19 protein-coding genes are annotated in these 22,258 nt (G+C 61.1%); 7 read left to right on the top strand and 12 right to left on the bottom strand.

Annotated elements, in window-relative coordinates; all coding sequences use genetic code 11:
• Positions 1–5 precede the first annotated feature (5 nt).
• The 8 genes from leuC to B9Z33_RS13430 all read right to left on the bottom strand — a co-directional run bounded on the left by leuC (position 6) and on the right by B9Z33_RS13430 (position 7,776).
• On the bottom strand, positions 6–1,427 hold the full coding sequence (leuC, locus tag B9Z33_RS13465) for a 3-isopropylmalate dehydratase large subunit (RefSeq protein ID WP_108287527.1): 1,422 nt from the start codon (positions 1,425–1,427) through the stop codon (positions 6–8).
• Positions 1,428–1,771: 344 nt separating this feature from the next.
• Positions 1,772–3,070 (bottom strand): citrate synthase, encoded by a 1,299-nt coding sequence (gltA, locus tag B9Z33_RS13460; protein WP_108287526.1) that lies wholly within the window; start codon positions 3,068–3,070, stop codon positions 1,772–1,774.
• A gap of 41 nt (positions 3,071–3,111) precedes the next feature.
• Complete coding sequence (locus tag B9Z33_RS13455; protein WP_090045366.1) at positions 3,112–3,420, bottom strand: succinate dehydrogenase assembly factor 2; 309 nt, start codon at positions 3,418–3,420, stop codon at positions 3,112–3,114.
• Positions 3,420–4,124, bottom strand: a complete 705-nt coding sequence (locus B9Z33_RS13450; RefSeq protein WP_108287525.1) for a succinate dehydrogenase iron-sulfur subunit — start codon at positions 4,122–4,124, stop codon at positions 3,420–3,422. The genes B9Z33_RS13455 and B9Z33_RS13450 overlap by 1 nt, the downstream gene beginning before the upstream one ends.
• Positions 4,125–4,189: 65 nt before the next feature.
• Positions 4,190–5,995 carry a succinate dehydrogenase flavoprotein subunit gene (sdhA, locus tag B9Z33_RS13445; protein WP_108287524.1) on the bottom strand — a complete coding sequence of 602 codons (1,806 nt, stop codon included), beginning with the start codon at positions 5,993–5,995 and terminating at the stop codon, positions 4,190–4,192.
• Between the two features lie 31 nt (positions 5,996–6,026).
• Complete coding sequence (gene sdhD / locus B9Z33_RS13440) at positions 6,027–6,395, bottom strand: succinate dehydrogenase, hydrophobic membrane anchor protein (protein ID WP_108287523.1); 369 nt, start codon at positions 6,393–6,395, stop codon at positions 6,027–6,029.
• Between the two features lie 32 nt (positions 6,396–6,427).
• Positions 6,428–6,859 (bottom strand): succinate dehydrogenase, cytochrome b556 subunit, encoded by a 432-nt coding sequence (gene sdhC / locus B9Z33_RS13435; RefSeq protein WP_108287522.1) that lies wholly within the window; start codon positions 6,857–6,859, stop codon positions 6,428–6,430.
• Positions 6,860–6,990: 131 nt separating this feature from the next.
• Complete coding sequence (locus B9Z33_RS13430; RefSeq protein ID WP_108287521.1) at positions 6,991–7,776, bottom strand: GntR family transcriptional regulator; 786 nt, start codon at positions 7,774–7,776, stop codon at positions 6,991–6,993.
• 241 nt (positions 7,777–8,017) lie between these two features.
• On the opposite strand from B9Z33_RS13430, the gene B9Z33_RS13425 reads away from it, so the two are divergent.
• The 5 genes from B9Z33_RS13425 (at position 8,018) to B9Z33_RS13405 (ending at position 14,357) form a co-directional block, all read left to right on the top strand.
• On the top strand, positions 8,018–9,004 hold the full coding sequence (locus B9Z33_RS13425) for a malate dehydrogenase (RefSeq protein WP_108287520.1): 987 nt from the start codon (positions 8,018–8,020) through the stop codon (positions 9,002–9,004).
• Positions 9,005–9,113: 109 nt separating this feature from the next.
• Positions 9,114–10,055 (top strand): CoA ester lyase, encoded by a 942-nt coding sequence (locus B9Z33_RS13420; protein ID WP_233252867.1) that lies wholly within the window; start codon positions 9,114–9,116, stop codon positions 10,053–10,055.
• A gap of 29 nt (positions 10,056–10,084) precedes the next feature.
• Positions 10,085–10,597 carry a hypothetical protein gene (locus tag B9Z33_RS13415; RefSeq protein ID WP_233252835.1) on the top strand — a complete coding sequence of 171 codons (513 nt, stop codon included), beginning with the start codon at positions 10,085–10,087 and terminating at the stop codon, positions 10,595–10,597.
• A gap of 34 nt (positions 10,598–10,631) precedes the next feature.
• Positions 10,632–13,223: a bifunctional aconitate hydratase 2/2-methylisocitrate dehydratase gene (gene acnB, locus B9Z33_RS13410; protein ID WP_108287518.1), complete on the top strand. Its 2,592-nt coding sequence runs from the start codon at positions 10,632–10,634 to the stop codon at positions 13,221–13,223.
• A gap of 138 nt (positions 13,224–13,361) precedes the next feature.
• Positions 13,362–14,357, top strand: coding sequence for an aldo/keto reductase (locus B9Z33_RS13405; protein ID WP_108287517.1), 996 nt, complete (start codon positions 13,362–13,364; stop codon positions 14,355–14,357).
• A gap of 64 nt (positions 14,358–14,421) precedes the next feature.
• Here the strand turns inward: B9Z33_RS13405 and yegQ are convergent, their stop codons facing one another.
• A complete protein-coding gene (yegQ, locus tag B9Z33_RS13400; protein WP_108287516.1) occupies positions 14,422–15,789 on the bottom strand; it encodes a tRNA 5-hydroxyuridine modification protein YegQ in 1,368 nt (455 codons plus the stop codon).
• A 66-nt stretch (positions 15,790–15,855) separates the two neighbouring features.
• Here yegQ and B9Z33_RS13395 point away from each other — a divergent pair, with 66 nt between their 5' ends.
• Together B9Z33_RS13395 and B9Z33_RS13390 are read left to right on the top strand one after the other, a co-directional pair.
• Positions 15,856–17,109, top strand: coding sequence for an FAD-dependent monooxygenase (locus B9Z33_RS13395; protein WP_108287515.1), 1,254 nt, complete (start codon positions 15,856–15,858; stop codon positions 17,107–17,109).
• A 161-nt stretch (positions 17,110–17,270) separates the two neighbouring features.
• Positions 17,271–18,434 carry a lytic murein transglycosylase gene (locus B9Z33_RS13390; protein WP_108287514.1) on the top strand — a complete coding sequence of 388 codons (1,164 nt, stop codon included), beginning with the start codon at positions 17,271–17,273 and terminating at the stop codon, positions 18,432–18,434.
• 2 nt (positions 18,435–18,436) lie between these two features.
• Here the strand turns inward: B9Z33_RS13390 and B9Z33_RS13385 are convergent, their stop codons facing one another.
• The 3 genes from B9Z33_RS13385 to kynA all read right to left on the bottom strand — a co-directional run bounded on the left by B9Z33_RS13385 (position 18,437) and on the right by kynA (position 22,255).
• On the bottom strand, positions 18,437–20,704 hold the full coding sequence (locus B9Z33_RS13385; RefSeq protein WP_108287513.1) for a xanthine dehydrogenase family protein molybdopterin-binding subunit: 2,268 nt from the start codon (positions 20,702–20,704) through the stop codon (positions 18,437–18,439).
• Positions 20,701–21,168: a (2Fe-2S)-binding protein gene (locus B9Z33_RS13380; protein WP_108287512.1), complete on the bottom strand. Its 468-nt coding sequence runs from the start codon at positions 21,166–21,168 to the stop codon at positions 20,701–20,703. Before B9Z33_RS13380 ends, B9Z33_RS13385 begins: the two co-directional genes overlap by 4 nt.
• Before the next feature lie 199 nt (positions 21,169–21,367).
• A complete protein-coding gene (gene kynA, locus B9Z33_RS13375; protein ID WP_108287511.1) occupies positions 21,368–22,255 on the bottom strand; it encodes a tryptophan 2,3-dioxygenase in 888 nt (295 codons plus the stop codon).
• Positions 22,256–22,258 lie beyond the last annotated feature (3 nt).

Raw genomic sequence — 22,258 nt, 5'->3', positions numbered from 1 at the left:
ACGCTTTAGGCGAATTTGCGGATGTCGACAAAGTGGCCATGCACGGCAGCAGCTGCGGCCATCGCTGGGCTGACCAAGTGGGTGCGGCCACCCGCGCCCTGACGACCTTCGAAGTTGCGGTTGGACGTCGATGCGCAGCGTTCACCGGGTTCCAGGCGGTCGGCGTTCATGGCCAGACACATGGAGCAGCCGGGTTCACGCCACTCAAAGCCAGCGGCCTTGAAAATCTCGTGCAGGCCTTCTTGTTCGGCTTGCTCTTTGACCAAGCCAGAGCCCGGGACAACCATGGCCAGCTTGACGTTCTTGGCGACTTTTTGGCCGAGCTTTTTGACGACGGCAGCGGCTTCGCGCATGTCTTCGATGCGGCTGTTGGTGCACGAGCCGATGAACACTTTGTCGATGGTGATGTCGGACAGCGCCTTGCCGGGCTGCAGGCCCATGTAAGTCAGTGCGCGTTCAATGGCGTCGCGCTTGACGTCATCTTTTTCTTTGTCCGGGTCGGGCGTGTGACCGTCGATGCCCAGCACCATTTCTGGTGAGGTGCCCCAGGTAACTTGCGGCACGATGGTGCTGGCGTCCAGCTCAACCACGGCGTCAAAGTGCGCACCGGGGTCGGACTGCAAAGTTTTCCAATAAGCAACAGCGTGGTCCCACTCCACGCCCGTGGGCGAGAGCAAGCGGCCTTTGACGTACTCGATGGTCTTGTCGTCCACCGCCACCAAGCCTGCGCGCGCGCCGCCTTCGATGGCCATGTTGCAGACCGTCATGCGGCCTTCCATGGAGAGGCTGCGGATGGCCGAGCCTGCAAATTCGATGGTGTAGCCGGTGCCGCCAGCGGTACCGATCTTGCCGATGATGGCCAACACAATGTCTTTGCCCGTGAGGCCTTTGGCCAGCGTGCCTTCGACCTTGATGAGCATGTTCTTGGCTTTTTTGGCCAAGAGGGTTTGTGTGGCCATGACGTGCTCGACTTCGGAGGTGCCGATGCCGTGGGCCAGTGCGCCAAACGCGCCATGTGTGGAGGTGTGCGAGTCGCCGCAGACCACGGTCATGCCGGGCAGGGTGGCGCCGTTTTCAGGGCCAATCACGTGCACGATGCCCTGGCGCTTGGACAGGAAAGGGAAGAATGCGGCCGAGCCGGATTCCTTCATGTTGGCGTCGAGCGTGGTGATTTGTTCTTTGCTGATCGGGTCGGTGATGCCGTCGTAGCCCAGCTCCCAGCCGGTGGTGGGGGTGTTGTGGTCAGCGGTGGCCACAATGGAGCTGACACGCCAGACTTTGCGGCCCGCTTGGCGCAGGCCCTCAAAGGCTTGCGGGCTGGTGACTTCGTGCACCAGGTGTCGGTCGATGTACAAGACGGAGGTGCCGTCTTCTTCGGTGTGGACGACGTGTTCGTCCCAGATCTTGTCGTAAAGCGTGCGTGCCATGGAGCTTCCTTGCTGTGCAGCCTGCCATTTTATGCGGAGAGATGGCTGTCCAGAGTCTGAATGTGGATTGATCTCACAGGTACATTGGCAGGACGGCATGGGGTTGTTTGTGGGAGGCTGCCCCTGCGGCCGAATGGGGACGGTGGCGCAGAGCAGGCATTCGCGAGCAGGGGCTCGCTCCCACAAGGGGCATACCTGCATTCGCGTGATGTCTGTGGGAGGCTGCCCCTGCGGCCGAATGGGGGCATTGGCGCAGAGCAGGCATTCGCGAGCAGGGGCTCGCTCCCGCAGGACCAAGAAAAAAGCCCGCACAAGGCGGGCTTTCGTGCTCGGGTGTTAACCGATCAACGCTGCACGTCGCGGCGTGGTGAGCCGGTGAACAGTTGACGTGGACGGCCGATTTTGTACTCGGGGTCGCTGATCATTTCGTTCAGTTGGGCGATCCAGCCGACGGTGCGGGCCAGGGCGAAGATGCCGGTGAACAGGTTCACTGGAATGCCGATGGCGCGTTGCACGATGCCGGAGTAGAAGTCCACGTTGGGGTAGAGCTTGCGGCTGACGAAGTAATCGTCTTCCAAGGCAATCTTTTCCAAGGCCTTGGCCAACTTGAACAATGGGTCATTTTCCAGGCCCAGTTCTTTCAGCACTTCGTCGCAAGTTTCTTGCATCAACTTGGCGCGTGGATCGTAGTTTTTGTAAACGCGGTGACCGAAGCCCATCAGTTTGACGCCGGAGTTCTTGTCTTTGACCTTTTCCATGAACTCGCCGACCTTGGAGATGCCGCCCATGCGTTGGATGTCTTCCAGCATGTTCAGGCAAGCCTCGTTGGCGCCGCCGTGGGCAGGGCCCCACAGGCAAGCCACGCCCGCAGCGATAGCCGCGAACGGGTTGGTGCCGGACGAACCGCACAGGCGCACTGTGGAGGTCGATGCGTTTTGCTCGTGGTCAGCGTGCAGTGTGAAGATGCGGTCCATGGCGCGCTCGAGCACGGGGTTGACCTTGTACTCTTCGCAAGGGGTGCCAAACATCATGCGCAGGAAGTTGCCAGCGTACGACAGGTCGTTGCGGGGGTACATGAAAGGCTGACCCACACCGTATTTGTAAGCCATGGCCACCAGGGTTGGCATTTTGGCGATCAGGCGGATCGCAGCAATCTGGCGGTGCTCCGGGTTATTGATGTCGGTGCTGTCGTGGTAGAAGGCCGACAGGGCACCCACCAGACCGGTCAACACAGCCATGGGGTGTGCATCACGGCGGAAGCCACGCAGGAAAAACTGCATCTGCTCGTTGACCATGGTGTGCTGGTTCACCAGGTTGTGGAAGTCTTTGCTTTCCTGGCCTACGGGCAGTTCGCCCTTGAGCAGCAGGTAGCAGGTGTCCAGATAGTCGGCCTTGTTGGCCAGTTGTTCGATGGGGTAGCCACGGTACAGCAGCTCGCCTTTGTCGCCATCGATGTAGGTGATGGCCGATTGGCACGAGGCGGTGGACAGGAAACCGGGGTCGTAGGTGAACATGCCGCTTTGTGCGTACAGCTTGCGGATGTCGATCACGTCAGGACCGATGTTGCCGGAGTACACGGGCATCTCGATGCTGGGGCTGCCATTGGAGAACGACAGGGTGGCTTTATTATCAGCGAGTTTCATGGTGGGTTTCCTCAAAAATTCCAGGTGTGATCCAGTTTGGGTCACGCTCTCAACATGTCCAGGACTTCACGCACCTCTTCGGTGCTGATCTCGGGCTGCAGCTCCTTGCGGCGCAACAGCAAGTCCATGAGATCGTTGTCGGACAGATCCATGAGCACATACATGCCCCGGGCCTGTCCTACGGTCAAGCGAGAATCATGCCGATTGAAGAAGCGCTCGATGAACAAGTCGTTTTCGAGCAGGCCCCGTCGGCTGCGCCAACGGAGTTTGCTCAGCGACCGCTCGCTCAATGGGGCGAGGCGGTCTGCGCCGACCAGTGACGCGTCTTCCAGGATCGGTGTGACAGTCATCAGACAGCGCGGCGAACCATCATCTCTTTGATCTTGCCGATGGCCTTGGTGGGGTTCAGACCCTTGGGGCAAACATCGACGCAGTTCATGATGGTGTGGCAACGGAACAAACGGTAAGGGTCTTCCAGGTTGTCCAGGCGCTCGGCAGTGGCTTCGTCGCGGCTGTCGGCGATGAAACGGTAGGCTTGCAGCAGACCGGCGGGGCCCACGAACTTGTCGGGGTTCCACCAGAAGCTGGGGCAGCTGGTCGAGCAGCTGGCGCACAAGATGCATTCGTACAAGCCGTTCAACTCTTCACGCTCTTCCGGGCTTTGCAGGCGCTCGGTTTCGGGCGGGATGTTGTTGTTGATCAAGTAAGGCTTGATCGAGTGGTACTGCTTGAAGAACTGGGTCATGTCCACGATCACGTCGCGGATCACGGGCAGGCCTGGCAGAGGCTTGAGCACGATGGTGCCGGGCAAGGTGTTCATGTTGGTCAGGCAAGCCAGACCGTTTTTGCCGTTGATGTTCATCGCGTCCGAACCGCACACGCCTTCGCGGCAAGAGCGGCGGAAGGAGATGGTGGGGTCCACGGCCTTGAGTTTCATCAGGGCGTCCAGCAGCATGCGTTCGTTGCCGTCCAGTTCGACCTGGATGGTTTGCATGTAAGGCTTGGCGTCCTTGTCGGGGTCGTAGCGGTAGATCTGAAAAGTGCGTAGGGTCATGGAAGAACTCCTGTTGGATTCTGGTGGTGGACCGCCGGCTTTTCAGCGAGCGGTCCAGACAATCGTTAGAACGTGCGAACCTTGGGTGGCACGGAGTCCACGGTCAGGGGCTTGAGCTTGACAGGCTTGTAAGTCAGGCTGTTGGACTCGCTGTGCCACAGGGTGTGTTTCATCCAGTTGGCATCGTCGCGACCCAACGGAGCGACGGCGTCATCCACTGGACGCTCGTAGTCGCTCACGGTGTGGGCACCACGGCACTCGCGGCGGGCCGCGGCAGACACCATGGTGGCTTGCGCGGCTTCGATCAGGTTTTCCACTTCCAGCGCTTCGATGCGGGCGGTGTTGAACACTTTGGATGTGTCCTTCAGGCCGATGGCATTGACGCGGTCACGGATGGCTGCGATCTTTTGCACGCCTTCGTCCATGCTGGCTTGTGTGCGGAACACGCCAGCGTGTTGTTGCATGGCGGCGCGCATGTCGTTGGCCACGTCCTGGGCGTATTCGCCGCCACGGCCTTCGAGCTTGTTCAGGCGTTCCAGCGTGCGGTCGGTGGCATCGGCTGGCAATGGCTTGTGTGACTTGGTCTTGGAGGCGAAGTCGACGATGTGGTTGCCCGCAGCGCGGCCGAACACCAGCAAGTCGAGCAGCGAGTTGGTGCCCAGGCGGTTGGCGCCATGCACCGACACACAAGAGCATTCGCCTACGGCGTACAAGCCGTTCACCACCGCGTTGTGGTCGGTGGGGTTCTGAACCACGACCTGACCGTTGATGTTGGTCGGGATACCGCCCATTTGGTAGTGAATGGTTGGCACAACAGGGATCGGCTCTTTGGTGATGTCGACGTTGGCGAAGTTGACGCCAATTTCGTACACAGAAGGCAGACGTTTGTGGATCGTGTCGGCACCCAGGTGGTCGAGCTTGAGCATCACGTGGTCTTTGTTGGGACCGCAGCCACGGCCTTCCTTGATTTCCTGGTCCATGCAGCGGGACACAAAGTCACGCGGTGCCAAGTCTTTCAGGGTGGGCGCATAGCGCTCCATGAAGCGTTCACCGTTGCTGTTGAGCAAAATCGCGCCTTCGCCACGGCAGCCTTCGGTCAACAACACGCCAGCACCGGCCACGCCAGTGGGGTGGAATTGCCAGAACTCCATGTCTTCCAAAGGAATGCCTGCGCGGGCAGCCATGCCCAGGCCGTCACCGGTGTTGATGAAGGCGTTGGTGGAGGCGGCATAAATGCGGCCTGCGCCACCGGTGGCCATCAACACGGTCTTGGCGTGCAGGACGTGCAGGTCGCCGGTTTCCATCTCCAGAGCGGTCACACCCACCACGTCGCCTTCGGCGTCACGGATCAGGTCGAGGGCCATCCACTCCACGAAGAAGCTGGTTTTGGCGGCCACGTTTTGCTGGTACAGTGTGTGCAGCATGGCGTGACCGGTGCGGTCGGCAGCCGCGCAAGCGCGTTGCACCGGCTTTTCGCCGTAGTTGGCAGTGTGGCCGCCAAATGGCCGCTGGTAAATGGTGCCGTCAGGGTTGCGGTCAAAAGGCATGCCCATGTGCTCCAGGTCGTACACGACCTTGGGCGCTTCGCGGCACATGAATTCGATCGCATCTTGGTCGCCGAGCCAGTCGGAGCCCTTGATGGTGTCGTAGAAGTGGTAGTGCCAGTTGTCGTCGGACATGTTGCCCAGCGAAGCGCCAATGCCGCCCTGTGCCGCCACGGTGTGCGAGCGGGTAGGGAACACTTTCGACAGCACGGCCACGTTCAAGCCCGCGCGGGCCAGTTGCAGCGAGGCACGCATGCCCGAACCACCGGCGCCGACGATCACGACGTCAAACTTGCGGGTGGTGATTTGATCTTTGGTATAGCTCATGGTGTTTTATCTTTGTGTGAGGTCAACGCAATCACAGGCGCCACAGGGCCTGAATAGCCCAGCCAGCACAGCCGACCAGCCAGACCAGGGTGAAGACGTGCAAAACCAGGCGCACGGCCAGCGGTTTCACATAGTCCATCCAGATGTCACGCATGCCCACCCAGACGTGGTACAGCAGGGAAAGGATGACGGAGAAGGTCAGGACCTTCATCCATTGGGAAGCAAAGATGCCAGCCCATTCTTCGTAACCGATCGGGCCGGAGGTGAAGATCACCTGTGCCAGCAAGATCACGGTAAAGAGGGCCATCAGGGTACCGGTCACGCGCTGGGCAAGCCAGTCACGAAAGCCGTAGCCAGCACCGGTCACGATGCGTTTGGAGCCGTAGTTCACGGTCGACATAGGTCAGTTTCCTTTTTTCTGATGGGGGCTGATCAATACAGACCAAACATCTTGGCACCCAACACGGCGGTCAGGCCGATGCTGAGGGTCAAGGTCACGATGGCCGATGATTTGCCGAATTCTTTGGTCACGGCGTGGCAGACGTCCATGTAGAGGTGGCGCAAACCGGCGATGAAGTGGTGCAAATAAGCCCAAATCAGGGCCAGCGCGACCAGCTTCATGAACCAGCCTGGCACAAAGCCGAGGCCCACATTGAAAGCGGCCGAGAGTTTCGCGAAAGAAATTTCGGAAGTGATGGAACTGTCAAACATCCAAATGATGAGTGGCAGGAGCGCGAACATCAGGAAACCGCTGATGCGGTGAAGGATGGACACAATGCCGGCCGCTGGAAGGCGGTAAGACGGGAGGTCTTTCAGGGCGTTGATGTTGCGGAATTCAGGCCGCTTTCGAGCTAGTTCAGTCATGTGGGTACTTTCTGGGTGTAACGCGTTCGTAATTTGGATGACAAACCGGTGGATTCTATTGCAACGCAACAAACTGACATGAGCATTGCACATGACTGACGCGGGGGGATTTTTCAATCACCCCGCGCAGGTCAACTCAAGGCATTGTGGTAGTGGTGACTTTCGGTGCGGTAGAAGCCGCGGCGCAGCTCCATGGGGGTGTCGTTGTAGGTGTATGCAATGCGTTCCACGCTGAGCAATGGGGTGCCAGCGGAAACTTTCAGCAATTGGCTTTGGGTCTCGTCGGGCAGCACCGCCCTGATTTTTTCGTCGGCACGGACCATGCGCACGCCAAATTCGGTCTCGAAAAGTGCATACATGGGCCCGTGGTAGTCGGCCAGGCGTTCGGCGGTGAGGCCTTTGAAGGGGCCGCCGGGAAGCCATAAGTCTTCCAAAATGGTGGGGGTGCCTGCAAAAGACAGCACGCGTCGGACTTGCAAAACGGCATCGCCTGTCCTCAAGGCCAGGGCGCGTGCGATGTCGGCCGTGGCGCGTAGGCGCTTGCAATCGACAATTTCGCGCTGCGCCGGGCCTTCGGTGTCGAGGTTGCCGTTGTCCGGGGCCAATTTCAGGAATCTGTACTGCACATGGTGTTCAGCATGCGTGGCGACAAATGTGCCTTTGCCTTGGCGGCGCACCAACAGGTTGTCGCCTGCCAGCTCGTCGATGGCTTTTCGGACGGTGCCCTGGCTGACCCGGTAGCGGGCGGCCAGTTCCATTTCACTGGGAATTGACTCACCGGGTTTCCATTCGCCAGACTGCAGGTTTTGCAGGATCAATCCCTTGATTTGCTGGTACAGCGGGCTGAACGCAGGCGTGGTCGCTGCGGTGTCTGCGGCAGGAAAGCTGCTGTCGGCCAATGGGGAAATGTTGTTCATGGGTTTGAATCCGGCGTGTGGGTCAGTTGCACGTCAGGTGCGCCATCATATCTTATATAAGACATAAGACAAATTGACGAATCAGGGTTTTCGCGGGTACACTTCGAAGCTGTTTGCTTGCGGTCATCTCCACATCGGTAGGGATTGATGCGCGGGTCCGGTGCGCCGGACAGACCCGCTGACAAAAGTTGTCGGCCAGGGACTGCGACCCTTGTTTTCAACACTTCTGGAGTTATCCACCATGAGCAAAAAGCCCGTCCGCGTTGCCGTTACCGGCGCAGCAGGTCAAATCGGTTACGCATTGTTGTTCCGCATCGCCTCCGGCGAAATGCTGGGCAAAGACCAGCCCGTCATCCTGCAATTGTTGGAAGTGCCTGTCGAAGGCCCACAAAAAGCCCTGCGCGGCGTGATGATGGAACTCGAAGACTGCGCATTCCCATTGCTGGTCGGCATGGAAGCCCACGGCGACCCGATGACCGCCTTCAAAGACGCCGACTACGCCTTGCTGGTCGGTTCGCGACCACGCGGCCCTGGCATGGAGCGCGCTGAATTGCTGGCCATCAATGGTGCCATCTTCACTGCACAGGGCAAGGCCCTGAACGCTGTCGCTTCGCGTGACGTCAAAGTGCTGGTCGTGGGCAACCCCGCCAACACCAACGCCTACATCGCCATGAAGGCCGCGCCTGATCTCAAGCCCGGCAACTTCACCGCCATGCTGCGTCTGGACCACAACCGCGCTGCGTCGCAAATCGCTGCGAAGACCGGCAAAGCCGTGGCCGACATCGAAAAACTGTGCGTCTGGGGCAACCACTCGCCTACCATGTACGCTGACTACCGTTTCGCCACCATCAAGGGCGAGTCGGTCAAGGCCATGATCAATGACCAAGAGTGGAACGCCAACGTGTTCTTGCCTACCGTGGGCAAGCGTGGCGCGGCCATCATCGAAGCCCGTGGCCTGTCTTCGGCCGCTTCGGCTGCCAACGCCGCCATCGACCACATGCGCGACTGGGCCCTGGGCACCAACGGCAAGTGGGTCACCATGGGCATCCCATCGCAAGGCTGGTACGGCATTCCTAAAGACGTCATGTTCGGCTTCCCCGTCACTTGCGAAAATGGCGAATACAAAGTCGTTGAAGGTCTGGACATCGACGCGTTCAGCCAAGGCTGCATCGACAAGACTCTGAAAGAGTTGACCGACGAGCAAGCTGGCGTCGCCCACTTGATCTGATTCTCAACAGAGAACCAGAGTGAGCCATCCGCGCGAAATTCTGTTGGGAGCGCAAGCCGGTAGCGTTCAGCTGCCGGTGTGTGACCATTACAGCGGAGTGGAAGCGCGGATGCGCAAAAGCCTGCAATTGCAGGCCGACATGGCGCAAGAGTTTGGCACTTGCGTCTTTGATGTCACCCTGGACTGCGAAGATGGCGCGCCCGTCGGTGGCGAAGCCGAACACGCTGCACTGGTCACAGAAATGGCACTCGCCACGACCGCCGCCAGCCCTAACGCCCTGGTTCCCCCCCGCATTGCCGTTCGTGTCCACCCCGTGGACCACCCCAGTTTTGATGCCGACATGGCCCACATCGCGGGCCGCGCCGGACACATCCTTACCCACATCATGGTGCCCAAGGTCGAGACCGTGGCCGATGTGGACCGCGCCCAGGCCGCCCTGATCGCCGCTGGTGCCGCCGATTTGCCGCTGCATGTGCTGATCGAGTCGCCCGCCGCCGTGCACCGCGCCTTTGACATCGCCGCCCACCCGCGTGTGCAATCCATCAGCTTTGGCCTGATGGATTTCGTGTCGGCCCATGGCGGCGCGATACCCGCAGATGGCATGGGCATCCAGGGTCAGTTCACACACCCGCTGGTGCTGCGCGCCAAGCTTGAGATTGCCAGCGCCTGCCACGCCCACGGCAAAGTGCCCTCGCACTGCGTGGTCACCGAATTCAAGAACCCCGATGCCATCCGCCAGGCGGCCCAAAAAGCGGCCCGCGAGCTGGGCTACACCCGCATGTGGAGCATCCACCCCGACCAGATTCGTCCTATCCTGGAGGCTATGGCCCCCAGCGAAGCGCAAATTGATCAGGCCAGCGAGATCATCCTCGCTGCCCAAGCGGCCCAATGGGCACCGATCAGCCATGCCGGCCAATTGCACGACCGGGCCAGTTACCGGTTTTTCTGGCAATTGATCGAACGGGCGCACCAGACCGGTCGCCGTTTGCCGGCAGAAGTTCAGCTGTTTTTCAAAGAACTCGGCCACCCTAACGGGCTTGTTTCATCATGATGAGATCCATTCATTCGAAGGGCGTTGACATGCAAAAGATGACCACTGTCCTGCTGTTGGCCTTTTTGGCTTCGCCCGCTTGGTCGCAAGCACCGGCGAGCACGGCCAAATCTGCACAAGCCAAGTCGAAACCGGCCACGGCCAAAACCCAAATGGCTCCCAAGGTCGAGCCAGAAACCCCCATGGGCCCTGATGAGTTGGCCATCGCCGATCGCGTTCACAAAGGCCAATTGCCTTGCGAGTTGGGTGCCACGGTCCGCTTGGAGGCCGACGCTTCACAGCCAGGCTATTTTTATTTGCACGGCAAAGGCTTTCGTTATCGCATGCACCCCGTGGCAACGACCACAGGCGCCATTCGTCTGGAAGACCGCAAAGCGGGCACTGTCTGGCTGCAGTTGGCCAACAAATCGATGTTGATGGACCAAAACAAAGGTCGCCGCTTGGCCGATGAATGCGCCAATGCCGAACAAGTGGCCTTTGCCGAGAACATGAAAACCAATCCCCCGCCCAGCCTGATCGACACGACAGGCATGGGGCGATAAATCTTGAAACTTTGACTGACCGGAGAAAAAAACCATGTTGAAAGCCTACCGTGAACACGCAGCCGAACGCGCTGCCCTTGGCATCCCCGCGCTGCCGCTGGACGCCAAGCAAGTGGCCGAGCTGATCGAGCTGATCAAGACCCCACCCGCAGGCGAAGATGCCTTCCTGATGGAGTTGTTGACCCATCGCGTGCCACCAGGCGTGGACGATGCTGCCAAAGTGAAAGCCTCTTTCCTGGCTGCCGTGGCCCACGGTGAAGTCAAGGTCGGCCTGATCTCCAAAGCCAAAGCCACCGAGCTGCTGGGCACCATGGTGGGCGGCTACAACGTGCACCCCCTTATCGAATTGCTCGACGATGCTGAAGTGGCTGCTGTGGCCGCTGAAGCTTTGAAGAAAACCTTGCTGATGTTCGACTTCTTCAACGACGTCGCAGAAAAAGCCAAGGCCGGTAACGCCAAGGCCAAGGAAGTCATGCAAAGCTGGGCCGACGCCGAGTGGTTCACCACCCGCCCTGAGGTCGAGAAAAAAATCACCGTCACCGTGTTCAAGGTGCCCGGCGAGACCAACACCGACGACTTGTCGCCAGCGCCTGACGCATGGAGCCGTCCAGACATCCCATTGCACTACCTGGCGATGTTGAAAAACACCCGCGAAGGCGCAGCGTTCAAGCCCGAAGAAGACGGCAAACGCGGCCCGATGCAGTTCATCGAAGACCTGAAGAAAAAAGGCAACCTGGTGGCTTACGTCGGTGACGTGGTCGGTACCGGCTCCAGCCGCAAGTCGGCCACCAACAGCGTGATCTGGGCCACCGGCCAGGACATCCCGTTCGTGCCGAACAAGCGTTTTGGTGGCGTGACTTTGGGCGGCAAGATTGCCCCCATCTTCTTCAACACGCAAGAAGACTCTGGCTCCCTGCCAATCGAAGTGGACGTGACGAAGCTGGAGATGGGCGATGTGATCGACGTCTTGCCCTACGACGGCAAGATCGTTCGCAACGGTGAGACCGTCACCACATTCCAGCTCAAGAGCGATGTGCTGTTTGACGAAGTGCGCGCCGGTGGCCGTATCAACCTGATCATCGGTCGCAGCTTGACCGCCAAGGCCCGTGAATTCCTGGGTCTGCCTGCGTCGACTGTGTTCCGTTTGCCTACAGCGCCTGTCGCCACGAAGGCTGGTTTCACATTGGCCCAGAAGATGGTCGGTCGTGCGGTTGGTTTGCCAGAAGGCCAAGGCGTGCGCCCCGGCACTTACTGCGAACCCAAGATGACCACCGTGGGTTCACAAGACACCACAGGCCCCATGACACGCGACGAGCTGAAAGACTTGGCCTGCCTCGGTTTCTCGGCCGACATGGTCATGCAATCGTTCTGCCACACCGCCGCTTACCCCAAGCCTGTGGACGTGAAAACGCACCGCGAACTGCCAGCCTTCATCAGCAACCGTGGCGGCGTGGCCCTGCGCCCCGGTGATGGCGTGATCCACTCTTGGTTGAACCGTTTGTTGTTGCCTGACACCGTCGGCACCGGCGGCGACTCGCACACCCGTTTCCCCATCGGCATCAGCTTCCCCGCTGGTTCTGGCTTGGTGGCCTTCGGTGCAGCCACAGGCGTGATGCCTTTGGACATGCCTGAGTCCATTCTGGTGCGCTTCAAAGGCGAAATGCAGCCTGGCGTGACCCTGCGCGACTTGGTGCACGCGATTCCCTTGTACGCGATCAAGAAAGGTTTGTTGACTGTGGCCAAGGCCGGCAAGATCAACGAATTCTCGGGCCGCATTTTGGAAATCGAAGGCCTGCCCAACCTCAAGGTCGAGCAAGCGTTTGAATTGTCTGACGCGTCTGCCGAGCGTTCAGCCGCCGGTTGCACGATCAAGCTCAACAAAGAGCCTGTCGAAGAGTACTTGAAGTCCAACGTGGTTCTGATGAAGAACATGATCGCCGACGGTTACGCCGACGCACGCACTTTGGCTCGCCGCATCGAGAAGGTGGAGCAATGGTTGGCAGCGCCCAACCTGCTAGAAGCCGACAAAGACGCCGAGTACGCACACGTCATCGAAATCGACCTGGCCGACATCAAAGAGCCCATCGTGTGCTGCCCGAACGACCCCGATGACGCGAAGTTCCTGTCGCAAGTGGCTGGCACCAAGATCGACGAAGCTTTCATCGGTTCGTGCATGACCAACATCGGCCACTTCCGCGCAGCGGCCAAGTTGCTCGGCGGCCAGCGTGACATCCCTGTCAAGTTGTGGGTGGCACCTCCAACGAAAATGGACGAGAGCGAGCTGATCAAGGAAGGCCATTACGCCGCATTCGGCACTGCCGGTGCCCGCACCGAAATGCCCGGCTGCTCGCTGTGCATGGGCAACCAAGCGCAAGTGCGCGAAGGCGCTACCGTGGTGTCTACCTCGACCCGCAACTTCCCGAACCGTTTGGGTAAAAACACCAACGTGTACTTGGCCTCTGCCGAATTGGCGGCCATCACCTCGAAGATGGGCAAGTTCCCCACCGTGGCCGAATACCACGAAGCAATGGGCGTGGTGAACAAAGACGGCGAAGCCATCTACAAGTACCTGAACTTCAACCAGATTGAAGAGTACGTGGACATCGCCAAAGGCGTGACGGCTTGATACGGCCCTGACCGTTGAGTTGGAAGCCCCCGCGCTGAAAAGCCCGGGGGCTTTTTTCATCTTCACGCACACGCGACAGTTCGGTCTTTGCAAATGGTTTAGTCTTTGAGAGCCATAACTTTGATCCAAAGGTTTGCCATGAAGTACGTCAATCTGGGCAAGAGCCCCTTGCAAGTTTCCCGCCTGTGTGTGGGCTCGATGATGTTTGCGGATCAAACCCCGCTGGACGAAGCCCGAAGCATTCTGGACCACGCGTTGAGCTTGGGCTGCAACTTCATCGATACCGCCGATGTGTACAGTTTGGGCAAGTCGGAAGAGTTGCTGGGGCAGTTGCTGTCTACACAACGGCACCGCTGGGTGTTGGCCAGCAAGTTGGGCAACCCCATGTCGTCCTTGCCGAATGAAGTGGGTTACTCGCGCAGCTGGGTCATGCGTGCTTGCGAGGGCAGTCTGCGCCGTTTGGGCACCGACCACCTGGACATTTATTACCTGCACCGCGATTACAACGGCATGAATTTGGAAGAGCCCTTGCGTGCCATCGAGGCCTTGCTGCGCGATGGAAAAATTCGTTATTGGGGCGTCTCCAATTTCCGTGGCTGGCGCATCGCTGAACTCGTCAACATGGCCAAACAAATGAACATGCCCGGCCCCGTGGTGTGCCAGCCTTATTACAACTTGCTCAACCGCATGCCAGAGGTGGAAGTGCTGGAGGCCTGTGGGCACTATGGTTTGGGCGTGGTGCCTTACAGCCCCATTGCGCGTGGTGTGTTGACGGGAAAATACGCACCTGGGCAAGCGCCAGCAGAAGGCACCCGCGCCGCCAGGGCAGACAAGCGCATCATGGAAACCGAGTTCCGCGAAGAGTCTCTGCAAATCGCCCAGACTTTGCGACAGCATTGCGAACGCAAAGGGGTGTCGCTGGCGCACTTCGCCACCGCCTGGGTGCTGGCCAACCGCCATGTGAGCGCGGTCATTGCAGGCCCGCGCACATTGGCGCAGTGGCAAGACTACGCGGCAGCACTGGATGTGGACATCACGGCCGAAGACGAAGCGGTGGTCAATGGGCTGGTCTCGCCGGGGCATCCATCGACGCCCGGTTACAACGACCCGGCTTATCCGCTGAACGGCCGCTGAAGCTTCGTTGCGCTGGGTTGACGGGGGTCAACCCATGGTTTTCATGATCGCAGGCTTCCGTTCTTCAGAACATCCGCGCAATCAGCGCACCTTCGGCCGGGCCGTCGAGGGGAATCCACACTTTGAGCGGGCTGCCGGGGGCCACGTCGATGGCTTCGCCTTTGCCGTTTTTCATGGCGCTGAGCTGCACCTTGCGGTTGCCGCTGGGGTGGATGATCTCGATCGTGTCGCCCACCGAGAACTTGTTTTTGGTTTCAACTTCAACCCAGCCGTCCTGCACCGAGCGAACTTCGCCCACGAACTGGCTGCGGTGGCCCACCGAGTGGCCGGTTTCGTAGTTTTGGTAGTCCTGCGCGGGGCGACGCTCCAGAAAGCCCGAGGTGTAGCCGCGTGAGGCCAGGCCGTCGAGTTCGCTGATCAGCTCGGGGTTGAAGGGGCGGCCCGCCACCGCGTCGTCAATGGCGCGGCGGTACACCTGCGCGGTGCGGCTGACGTAATACAGGCTCTTGGTGCGGCCTTCGATCTTGAGCGAGTCCACGCCGATTTTGACCAGGCGCTCGATCAGCTCCACCGCCCGCAGGTCCTTGCTGTTCATGATGTAGGTGCCGTGCTCGTCTTCCATGATGGGCATGAGCGCACCGGGGCGGCCGGCTTCTTCGATCAGGTAGACCTTGTCGGCGGCGGGGTGGCGCTGGCCGTCGCCGCAGGCCGAGAAGTTTTTCTCTGCGGCTTCTTGCTCTTGCTCAAAGCTGAAGTCGCCGTCCATGCGGGTGGGCTTGACCTCGCCCGAATCGGTCTCGTCGGTGGCCTCTTGCGTGCCGTAGCTCCAGCGGCAGGCGTTGGTGCAGGTGCCTTGGTTGGGGTCGCGGCGGTTGAAGTAGCCCGACAGCAGGCAGCGGCCCGAGTAGGCAATGCACAGTGCGCCGTGCACAAACACTTCCAGCTCCATGTCCGGGCATTCCTGGCGGATTTTCTCGACTTCGTCCAGGCTCAGTTCGCGTGACAAGATGATGCGGGCCACGCCCATTTTTTGCCAAAACTTCACGGCCGCCCAGTTGACGGTGTTGGCCTGCACCGAGAGGTGAATGGGCATCTCGGGCCACTTCTCGCGCACCATCATGATCAGGCCCGGGTCGGCCATGATCAGGGCGTCGGGCTTCATGGCAATCACCGGCTCGATGTCGCGCAGGTAAGTGCGCACTTTGTCGTTGTGCGGCAGCAGGTTGCTGGTGACAAAAAACTTCTTGCCCCGGGCGTGGGCTTCGGCAATGCCGATGCCGATCTGTTCGAGCTTGAATTCGTTGTTGCGTGCCCGCAAGCTGTAGCGCGGCTGGCCCGCATAAATCGCGTCAGCGCCGAAATCGTAGGCGGCGCGCATTTTGTCCAGGGACCCGGCGGGCAATAAAAGTTCAGGAGATTTGATCGTCGTCATAGCCTTCAATTGTCCAATTTTTTGGATGCATCTCGGGCGGGGCACAATTGACGCATGACAAGAAACATGGCCCCAGCGGGGCTTCAACAAGTGGTGGTTGCCGGTGGTGGCATCGGCGGCCTGGCTGCGGCCTTGGCTTGTGCCCGGCAAGGCGTGCCGGTGCAATTGCTGGAGCGGGCCGCGCAGCTGAGCGAGGTGGGCGCGGGCATCCAGATCGGCCCTAACGTGACGCGCATTTTGCAGGCCTGGGGCCTGGGCGACGCGCTGGCGCAGGTGGCGGCATTCCCCAAACGCTTGCAGGCGCGCGACGCCCGCACCGGGCAGGTGCTGGGCAGTTTGCGCCTGGGTGAGCGGGCGCAGGCGCTGTATGGCGCGCCCTACGCCACCATCCACCGCGCTGATTTGCAAGCCATGCTGCACACAGCGGTTCAGGCGGCGGGCGTGGATGTGCGTTTGAGCCAAACCGTGCAAGGCTGGCGCGAGACCGCTGAGGGTCTGGCCGTGACCACAGCACAAGAGGTGGCCGCTGGTGCAGCCCAACCTCGGGGGGAGGGCGCCGCAACGGTACCCCCGTTGATGGCCGATGCGTTGATCGGTGCCGATGGCGTGTGGAGTGCGGTGCGCCAGCAGTTGCTGGGCGATGCACCGGCCCGCTTCACCGGGCATTTGGCATACCGGGCGCTGGTGGCGCAGGCCGATTTGCCCACGCATTTGCGCTCGGATGAAGTCACCGTCTGGATGGGGCCGCGCCTGCATGTGGTGCATTACCCGGTGCGCGGCGGGCAATGGCTCAACCTGATTGCCATCGTGCATGGCGAAAAACCCGCGCAGGCCGAGGCTTGGGACAGCGCTGGGCATACCCAGTCGCTGATGCAGGCCATGGGCGCGGTGGGCGCGGATTTGCACGAACGATTGGTTGCTGTGCCCGCCTGGCGGCAGTGGGCGCTGCACGACCGTGCGCCCATGGCCGGTACCCACGAAATGGCGCAAGGCCGCGTGGCATTGCTGGGCGATGCGGCGCACCCGATGCGGCCGTATCTGGCCCAAGGTGCGGGTATGGCGATCGAAGATGCACAGGTGCTGGGGCTGTGCCTCAGTGCAGAGGCCGGCAGCGTGGCCGAGCGATTGCAGGCTTATGCCGAGCAACGCTGGGCGCGCAATGCCAGGGTGCAGGCGCGGGCGATGCGCAACGGCCGCATCTTTCACGCCACCGGTCCCGTGGCCTGGGGTCGCAACCTGTCGATGCGACTGATGGGCGAGCGGGTGATGGATGTGCCTTGGCTATATGGCTCGCCATCCCCTGTACATTCGCCTGCTTAGTTGCTGTGGCCCGCACGCGGACACACCGGTTCAACACTTCAGGGAAATGGGTCATGTTCAAACATCTATCATCACCGCCGCTGGTCGTCGCTGCGCTGGCCGCAGGTCGGGACACCCGTACGAATCCGCCAAGCGTGACTGGGCGCTGGGCCGCTGCCTGCATGGCCCTGGTTTTGGCGGCACCGACCGCCATGGCACAAAGCACCGATTTGTCGGCTTGCATGGCCGAGCTGCGCCCGGCAGCGCGCACAGGTCGCGTCAGCGATGCCACTTGGGTTCGCCACACGGCAGGCCTGCAAGCCGACTTCAGCGTGATCGAGAAGCTGAACTTTCAGCCCGAATTTCGCACTGCTATTTGGGACTACATGTCGGCCCTGGTGGACGAAGAACGCGTGGCCGATGGCGCGGCGCGTTTGGCCCAGCACCGCCCAGCGCTGGCGCGTGCCGAAGAGCGCTTTGGCGTGGACCCGGCCACGGTGGTGGCAGTGTGGGGCGTGGAGAGCAATTTTGGCCAGACCTTTGGCAAATACCCGCTGGTGCAGGCGCTGGGCACCTTGTCGTGCCACGGGCGGCGGCAAAGCTATTTCAGAGGCGAGTTTTTTGCGGCGCTGCGCATTTTGCAAGCCGGGCACATCGCACCCGAGCGCTTGGTGGGCTCGTGGGCAGGGGCCTTTGGCCACACCCAGTTCATGCCCACCACCTTTGAACGCTTGGCGGTGGACTTTGATGGCGACGGCCGCGCTGACCTGATGGACAGCAGCGTGGACGCGCTGGGCTCGACCGCGAACTTTTTGGCCCGTGCAGGCTGGCAGCGCGGCCTGCCCTGGGGCATCGAGGTCAAGTTGCCAGCAGGCATCTCTTTGGCTGGAGAAGGCCGCAGCAGCAAGCGCCCGGTGTCTGAATGGACCGCCCGTGGCGTGCGCCGCATAGATGGCGCTGCCTTGCCAGAAAGTTTGGGCAACGTGGGCTTGCTGACGCTGGCCGGTGCCAACGGCCCGGCGTTTTTGGTGACGCGCAATTTTGACGCGCTCTACAGCTACAACGCCGCCGAAAGCTACGGTCTGGCGATTGCCCACCTGAGCGACCGCCTGCGCGGCGGTGACCCATTAGTCACACCCTGGCCGACCGACGACGCGGGTCTGTCACGCGCCGAGCGGCGCGAGTTGCAAGGCTTGCTGACGATGCGCGGCCACGACATCGGCCCCATCGACGGCATGTTGGGTGACGCATCCCGCCAGGCGATCCGGGCCGAGCAGCAGCGCCTGGGCCATGAGGCGAATGGCCGTGGCGGCCAAAAAATCCTCAAGGCCCTGCGAGGCGGCTGAGCTCAGGCGGTCAGCGGCAAAGCCCGCTGCCGCTTGCCGGTGAGGGCAAACAGCGCGTTGCCTACGGCCGGTGCCAGCGGTGGCACCGCCGGTTCGCCCACACCTGCGGGGTGACGGGTGCTGGGCACGATGTGGGTTTCCACCACCGGGGCTTGGCTGAGCGAGACCATGGGGTAGGTGGGGAAGTTGCCTTGTTGCACCACGCCGCCCACGATGTCGATGCGGCCGTAAAGCGCGGCACTCAAACCGTAGACCACGCTGCTTTCCATTTGCTGGGCCACGGTGCCGGGGTTGACCACGGTGCCGCAGTCGATGGCACACACCACGCGGTGCACGCGGATTTGGCCTTCGGTCAGCGAGACCTCGGCCACTTGCGCCACGATGGAGCCAAACGATTCGTGCAGCGCGATGCCCCGCGCACGGCCAGCAGGCAGGGGCGTGCTCCAAGCCGCTTTGTCGGCCGCCAGCTGCAGCACGGCGGCGTAGCGCGGTGCGTCTTTCAACAGCTTCAAGCGGAAGGCCAGCGGGTCTTGTTTCGTGGCCGCAGCCAGCTCGTCGATGAAGCTTTCCGAAAAGAAGGCGTTGTGCGAATGGCCGACAGAGCGCCAAAAGCCCACGGGCACGCTGGACTTCGTGGCCACATGGCTCATGTGCTGGCTGGCAAAACCGTAGGGCAAATCGAACAGGCCTTCGGATGCGGTTTTGTCGGGCATGTCGATGGGGCCCGACAGGTGGGGCGCTGCACGCGCCATCCAGCGCGGGGTGATGGCGTCACCGGCCGACTTGATGCGCAAGCTGCTGACTTCGCCTTTCTCGTCCAGCGAGGCCTGGAACTTGGCCAGGTGCATGGGGCGGTAAAAGTCGTGCTTCATGTCTTCTTCGCGCGACCAGCTCAGCTGCACCGGTTGACCCTCGCAGGCCATGGCCACTTGCACCGCTTGGCCGATGAAGTCCACTTCCAGGCGACGACCAAAACCACCACCCAATTGGGTGACGTGGACAGTAACTTGGTCTTTGTCGACCTTGGCCACTTTGGCGGCCATGTCGCGGGCCATTTGCGGCACTTGCGTGGGCACCCAGATCTCGACCTTGCCGTCTTTGACTTGCGCCGTGCAGTTCATCGGCTCCATCGTGGCGTGGGCCAGATAAGGCGCTTGGTAGAGCGCATCAATGCGGGTGGCTGCAGCTTTTTCGGTTTGGGTGGGCACGCCTTGTTCGTGGAAAGTGAAGCCACTTTCTTCGTTCAAGGCCTTGAGCAAGTTGGCCTGGATGCGCTGGGTGTCCACTGCGCCCTTGGCAGGGGCCTGCCACTGCACTTTGACGGCCTGCACGCCTTGGCGTGCGTGCCAGGTGGTTTGTCCCACCACGGCCAAGCCTGCAGTGCCGCCGCCCCAGGCGTCGAGCGGCACAACTTTGGAAACGCCTTTCAACGCCAAGGCGTCTTTCGTGTCCATGGACGCAGCGCTGCCGCTCAGCATGGGACACATTTGCACAGCGGCAAACAGCATGCCAGGCAGACGCACGTCCAAGCCGAACGTGGCTTGGCCTGTGACTTTGGACGGGATGTCGGTGCGCGGCGCGGCTTGACCGATGAGTTGCCACTTCTGGCGCGATTTGGTTTGGATGCCCGAGGGCGTGCTGCCCGAAGCAGCGGCCACCATCTGGCCGTAGTGCGCCGATTTTCCCGACGCGTGTTGCATCACGCCATGCGCCACCGTGATTTCGCTGGCGGGTGCTTTCCAAGCCGAAGCAGCGGCTTGCAACAAGCTGGCTCGCGCCGTGGCAGCGGCCATGCGCAAAGGGTCCCACAAGTCGGCAATCGAAGACGAGCCGCCAGTGGCGTTGAGGCCCAGTTCGCGGGCGACTTTGCCCACCAGCCATTCGCCCATCTTGATCTTGGTGGGTTTGTGCTCGCCTTCGCTGTCCAGCGGGTGAAAGGGCAGGCTGGCGACCAGCATGGCCACGTTGCCGTAAATGCTGTCGCCACCGGCTTGCTCCAGACGCACACGGCTCAATGGCACATCGAGTTCTTCGGCCACCAGCATGGCCAGCGCCGTGTGCACGCCTTGGCCCATTTCGCTGCGAGGCATGGCCAGCACCACGGCGCCGTCGGCAGCGATCTTGATCCAGCCGTTCAGGGCGACATCGCCTTGGGTTTTGAGCATGAGTTCGGGTGAGCCCAGTCGCGAGCGGGCGGGCATGACGCCCCATCCGACGACCAATGCGCCGGTCGCGCCGAGCGCGCTGAGTAACCAGGTGCGGCGTTTCATGCGGCACCGCCTTTCTTCATTTGCGCAGCAGCGCGGTGGATGGCGGCGCGCACGCGCTGGTAAGTGCCGCAGCGGCACAGGTTGGTCATGGCGGCGTCAATGTCGGCGTCGCTGGGGTTGGGGTTTTTTTCGAGCAGGGCGGCGGCGGCCATCAGCATGCCGCTTTGGCAGTAACCGCATTGCGGCACTTGCTCTGCGATCCATGCGGTTTGCAAGGGGTGCGGTTTTTCTGTCGTGCCCAAAGATTCGATGGTCTTGATGGCTTGATTGGCCACCGCCGATACTGGCATCACGCAAGAGCGCACGGGCTGGCCGTCGACATGGACTGTGCAGGCCCCGCAAGCGGCGATGCCGCAGCCGAATTTGGTGCCCGTGAGGTTCAATTCATCGCGCAGCACCCATAGCAGGGGCATGCTCGGGTCGGCGGTGGATGTGCGGCTTTGGCCGTTGATGTTCAGTTGCACGGAGTCTCCCGGGAATGTAGCTGGTGCAAGATGTTAACGGTCTTGCGCAAGAGCTTGACGTGCAGGAGTGACTTGTCCCTGTATGAGCGACGCCCTCGTCGCGAAAAGCCGTGCAGACCACAAGCCATTGCCCCGAGGGTGGGGCTCCCACAGACATGAGTGGCCCTTGTGGGAGGTCACCCTCGCTGCGCTCTGGCGGTCACAGTTGCGTGCGCAGCGTCCAGATTTCGGGGAACAGCACGGTGTCCAGCATCTTGCGCAGGTAGCTCACGCCACCGGTGCCACCCGTGCCGCGCTTGAAACCAATCACCCGCTCCACCGTGGTGACATGCCTAAAGCGCCACAAGCGAAAAGCATCTTCCAGATCGGTCAGCTCCTCGCCCAGTTGGTACAGGTCCCAGTGCTGCTTCGGGTCGCGGTAGACCACGAGCCAGGCGTTTTCCACCGCCTCGCTGGCGGGGTAGGGTTGTCGCCAGTCGCGCTCGGTGTGGGTGCTCGGCACATCCAGTCCACGCCGCTTCAAGAGGCGCAGGCATTCGTCATAAAGCGATGGCGCTTCGTAGGCGGTCTGCACAGTGGCCGACAGGTCGGGCCGGTGCGCATGCGGTTGCAGCATGGCGGCGTTTTTGTTGCCCATCGAAAATTCGATGCAGCGGTACTGCCAGCTCTGAAAACCGCTCGACTGCGCCAAGTAGGGGCGGATCGCGCTGTACTCGGGCGGTGTCATGGTGGCCAGCACGTCCCAGGCGTGGACGAGCTGCTCCATGATCTTGCTGACGCGGGCCAGTTTTTTGAAGGCATCGGGCAGTTCGTCGGCCGCGATGTTGTGGATGGCCGCTTGCAGCTCGTGCAGCATCAGCTTCATCCACAACTCGCTCGTTTGGTGCTGCACGATGAACAGCATCTCGTTGTGGTCGGGCGAGAGCGGTTTTTGGGCGTTCAGGATGGCATCGAGCTGCAGGTAGTCGCCGTAGCTCATGCGACCGTCAAAGTCGAGCTGGGCTTTTTCTTCTTGCACGATGCGTTCGCCTTGCGCTGTGCTGGCGCTGGCCGTGTGGGCGGTGGATGAGAAAGGGCAAGAACTCATGAC

The sequence above is a fragment of the Limnohabitans sp. T6-20 genome (assembly GCF_003063505.1).
Lineage (GTDB): Bacteria > Pseudomonadota > Gammaproteobacteria > Burkholderiales > Burkholderiaceae_C > Limnohabitans_A.
The sequence above is the reverse complement of the archived record's forward strand: the minus strand, read 5'-3'. Positions and strand labels throughout refer to the sequence as shown.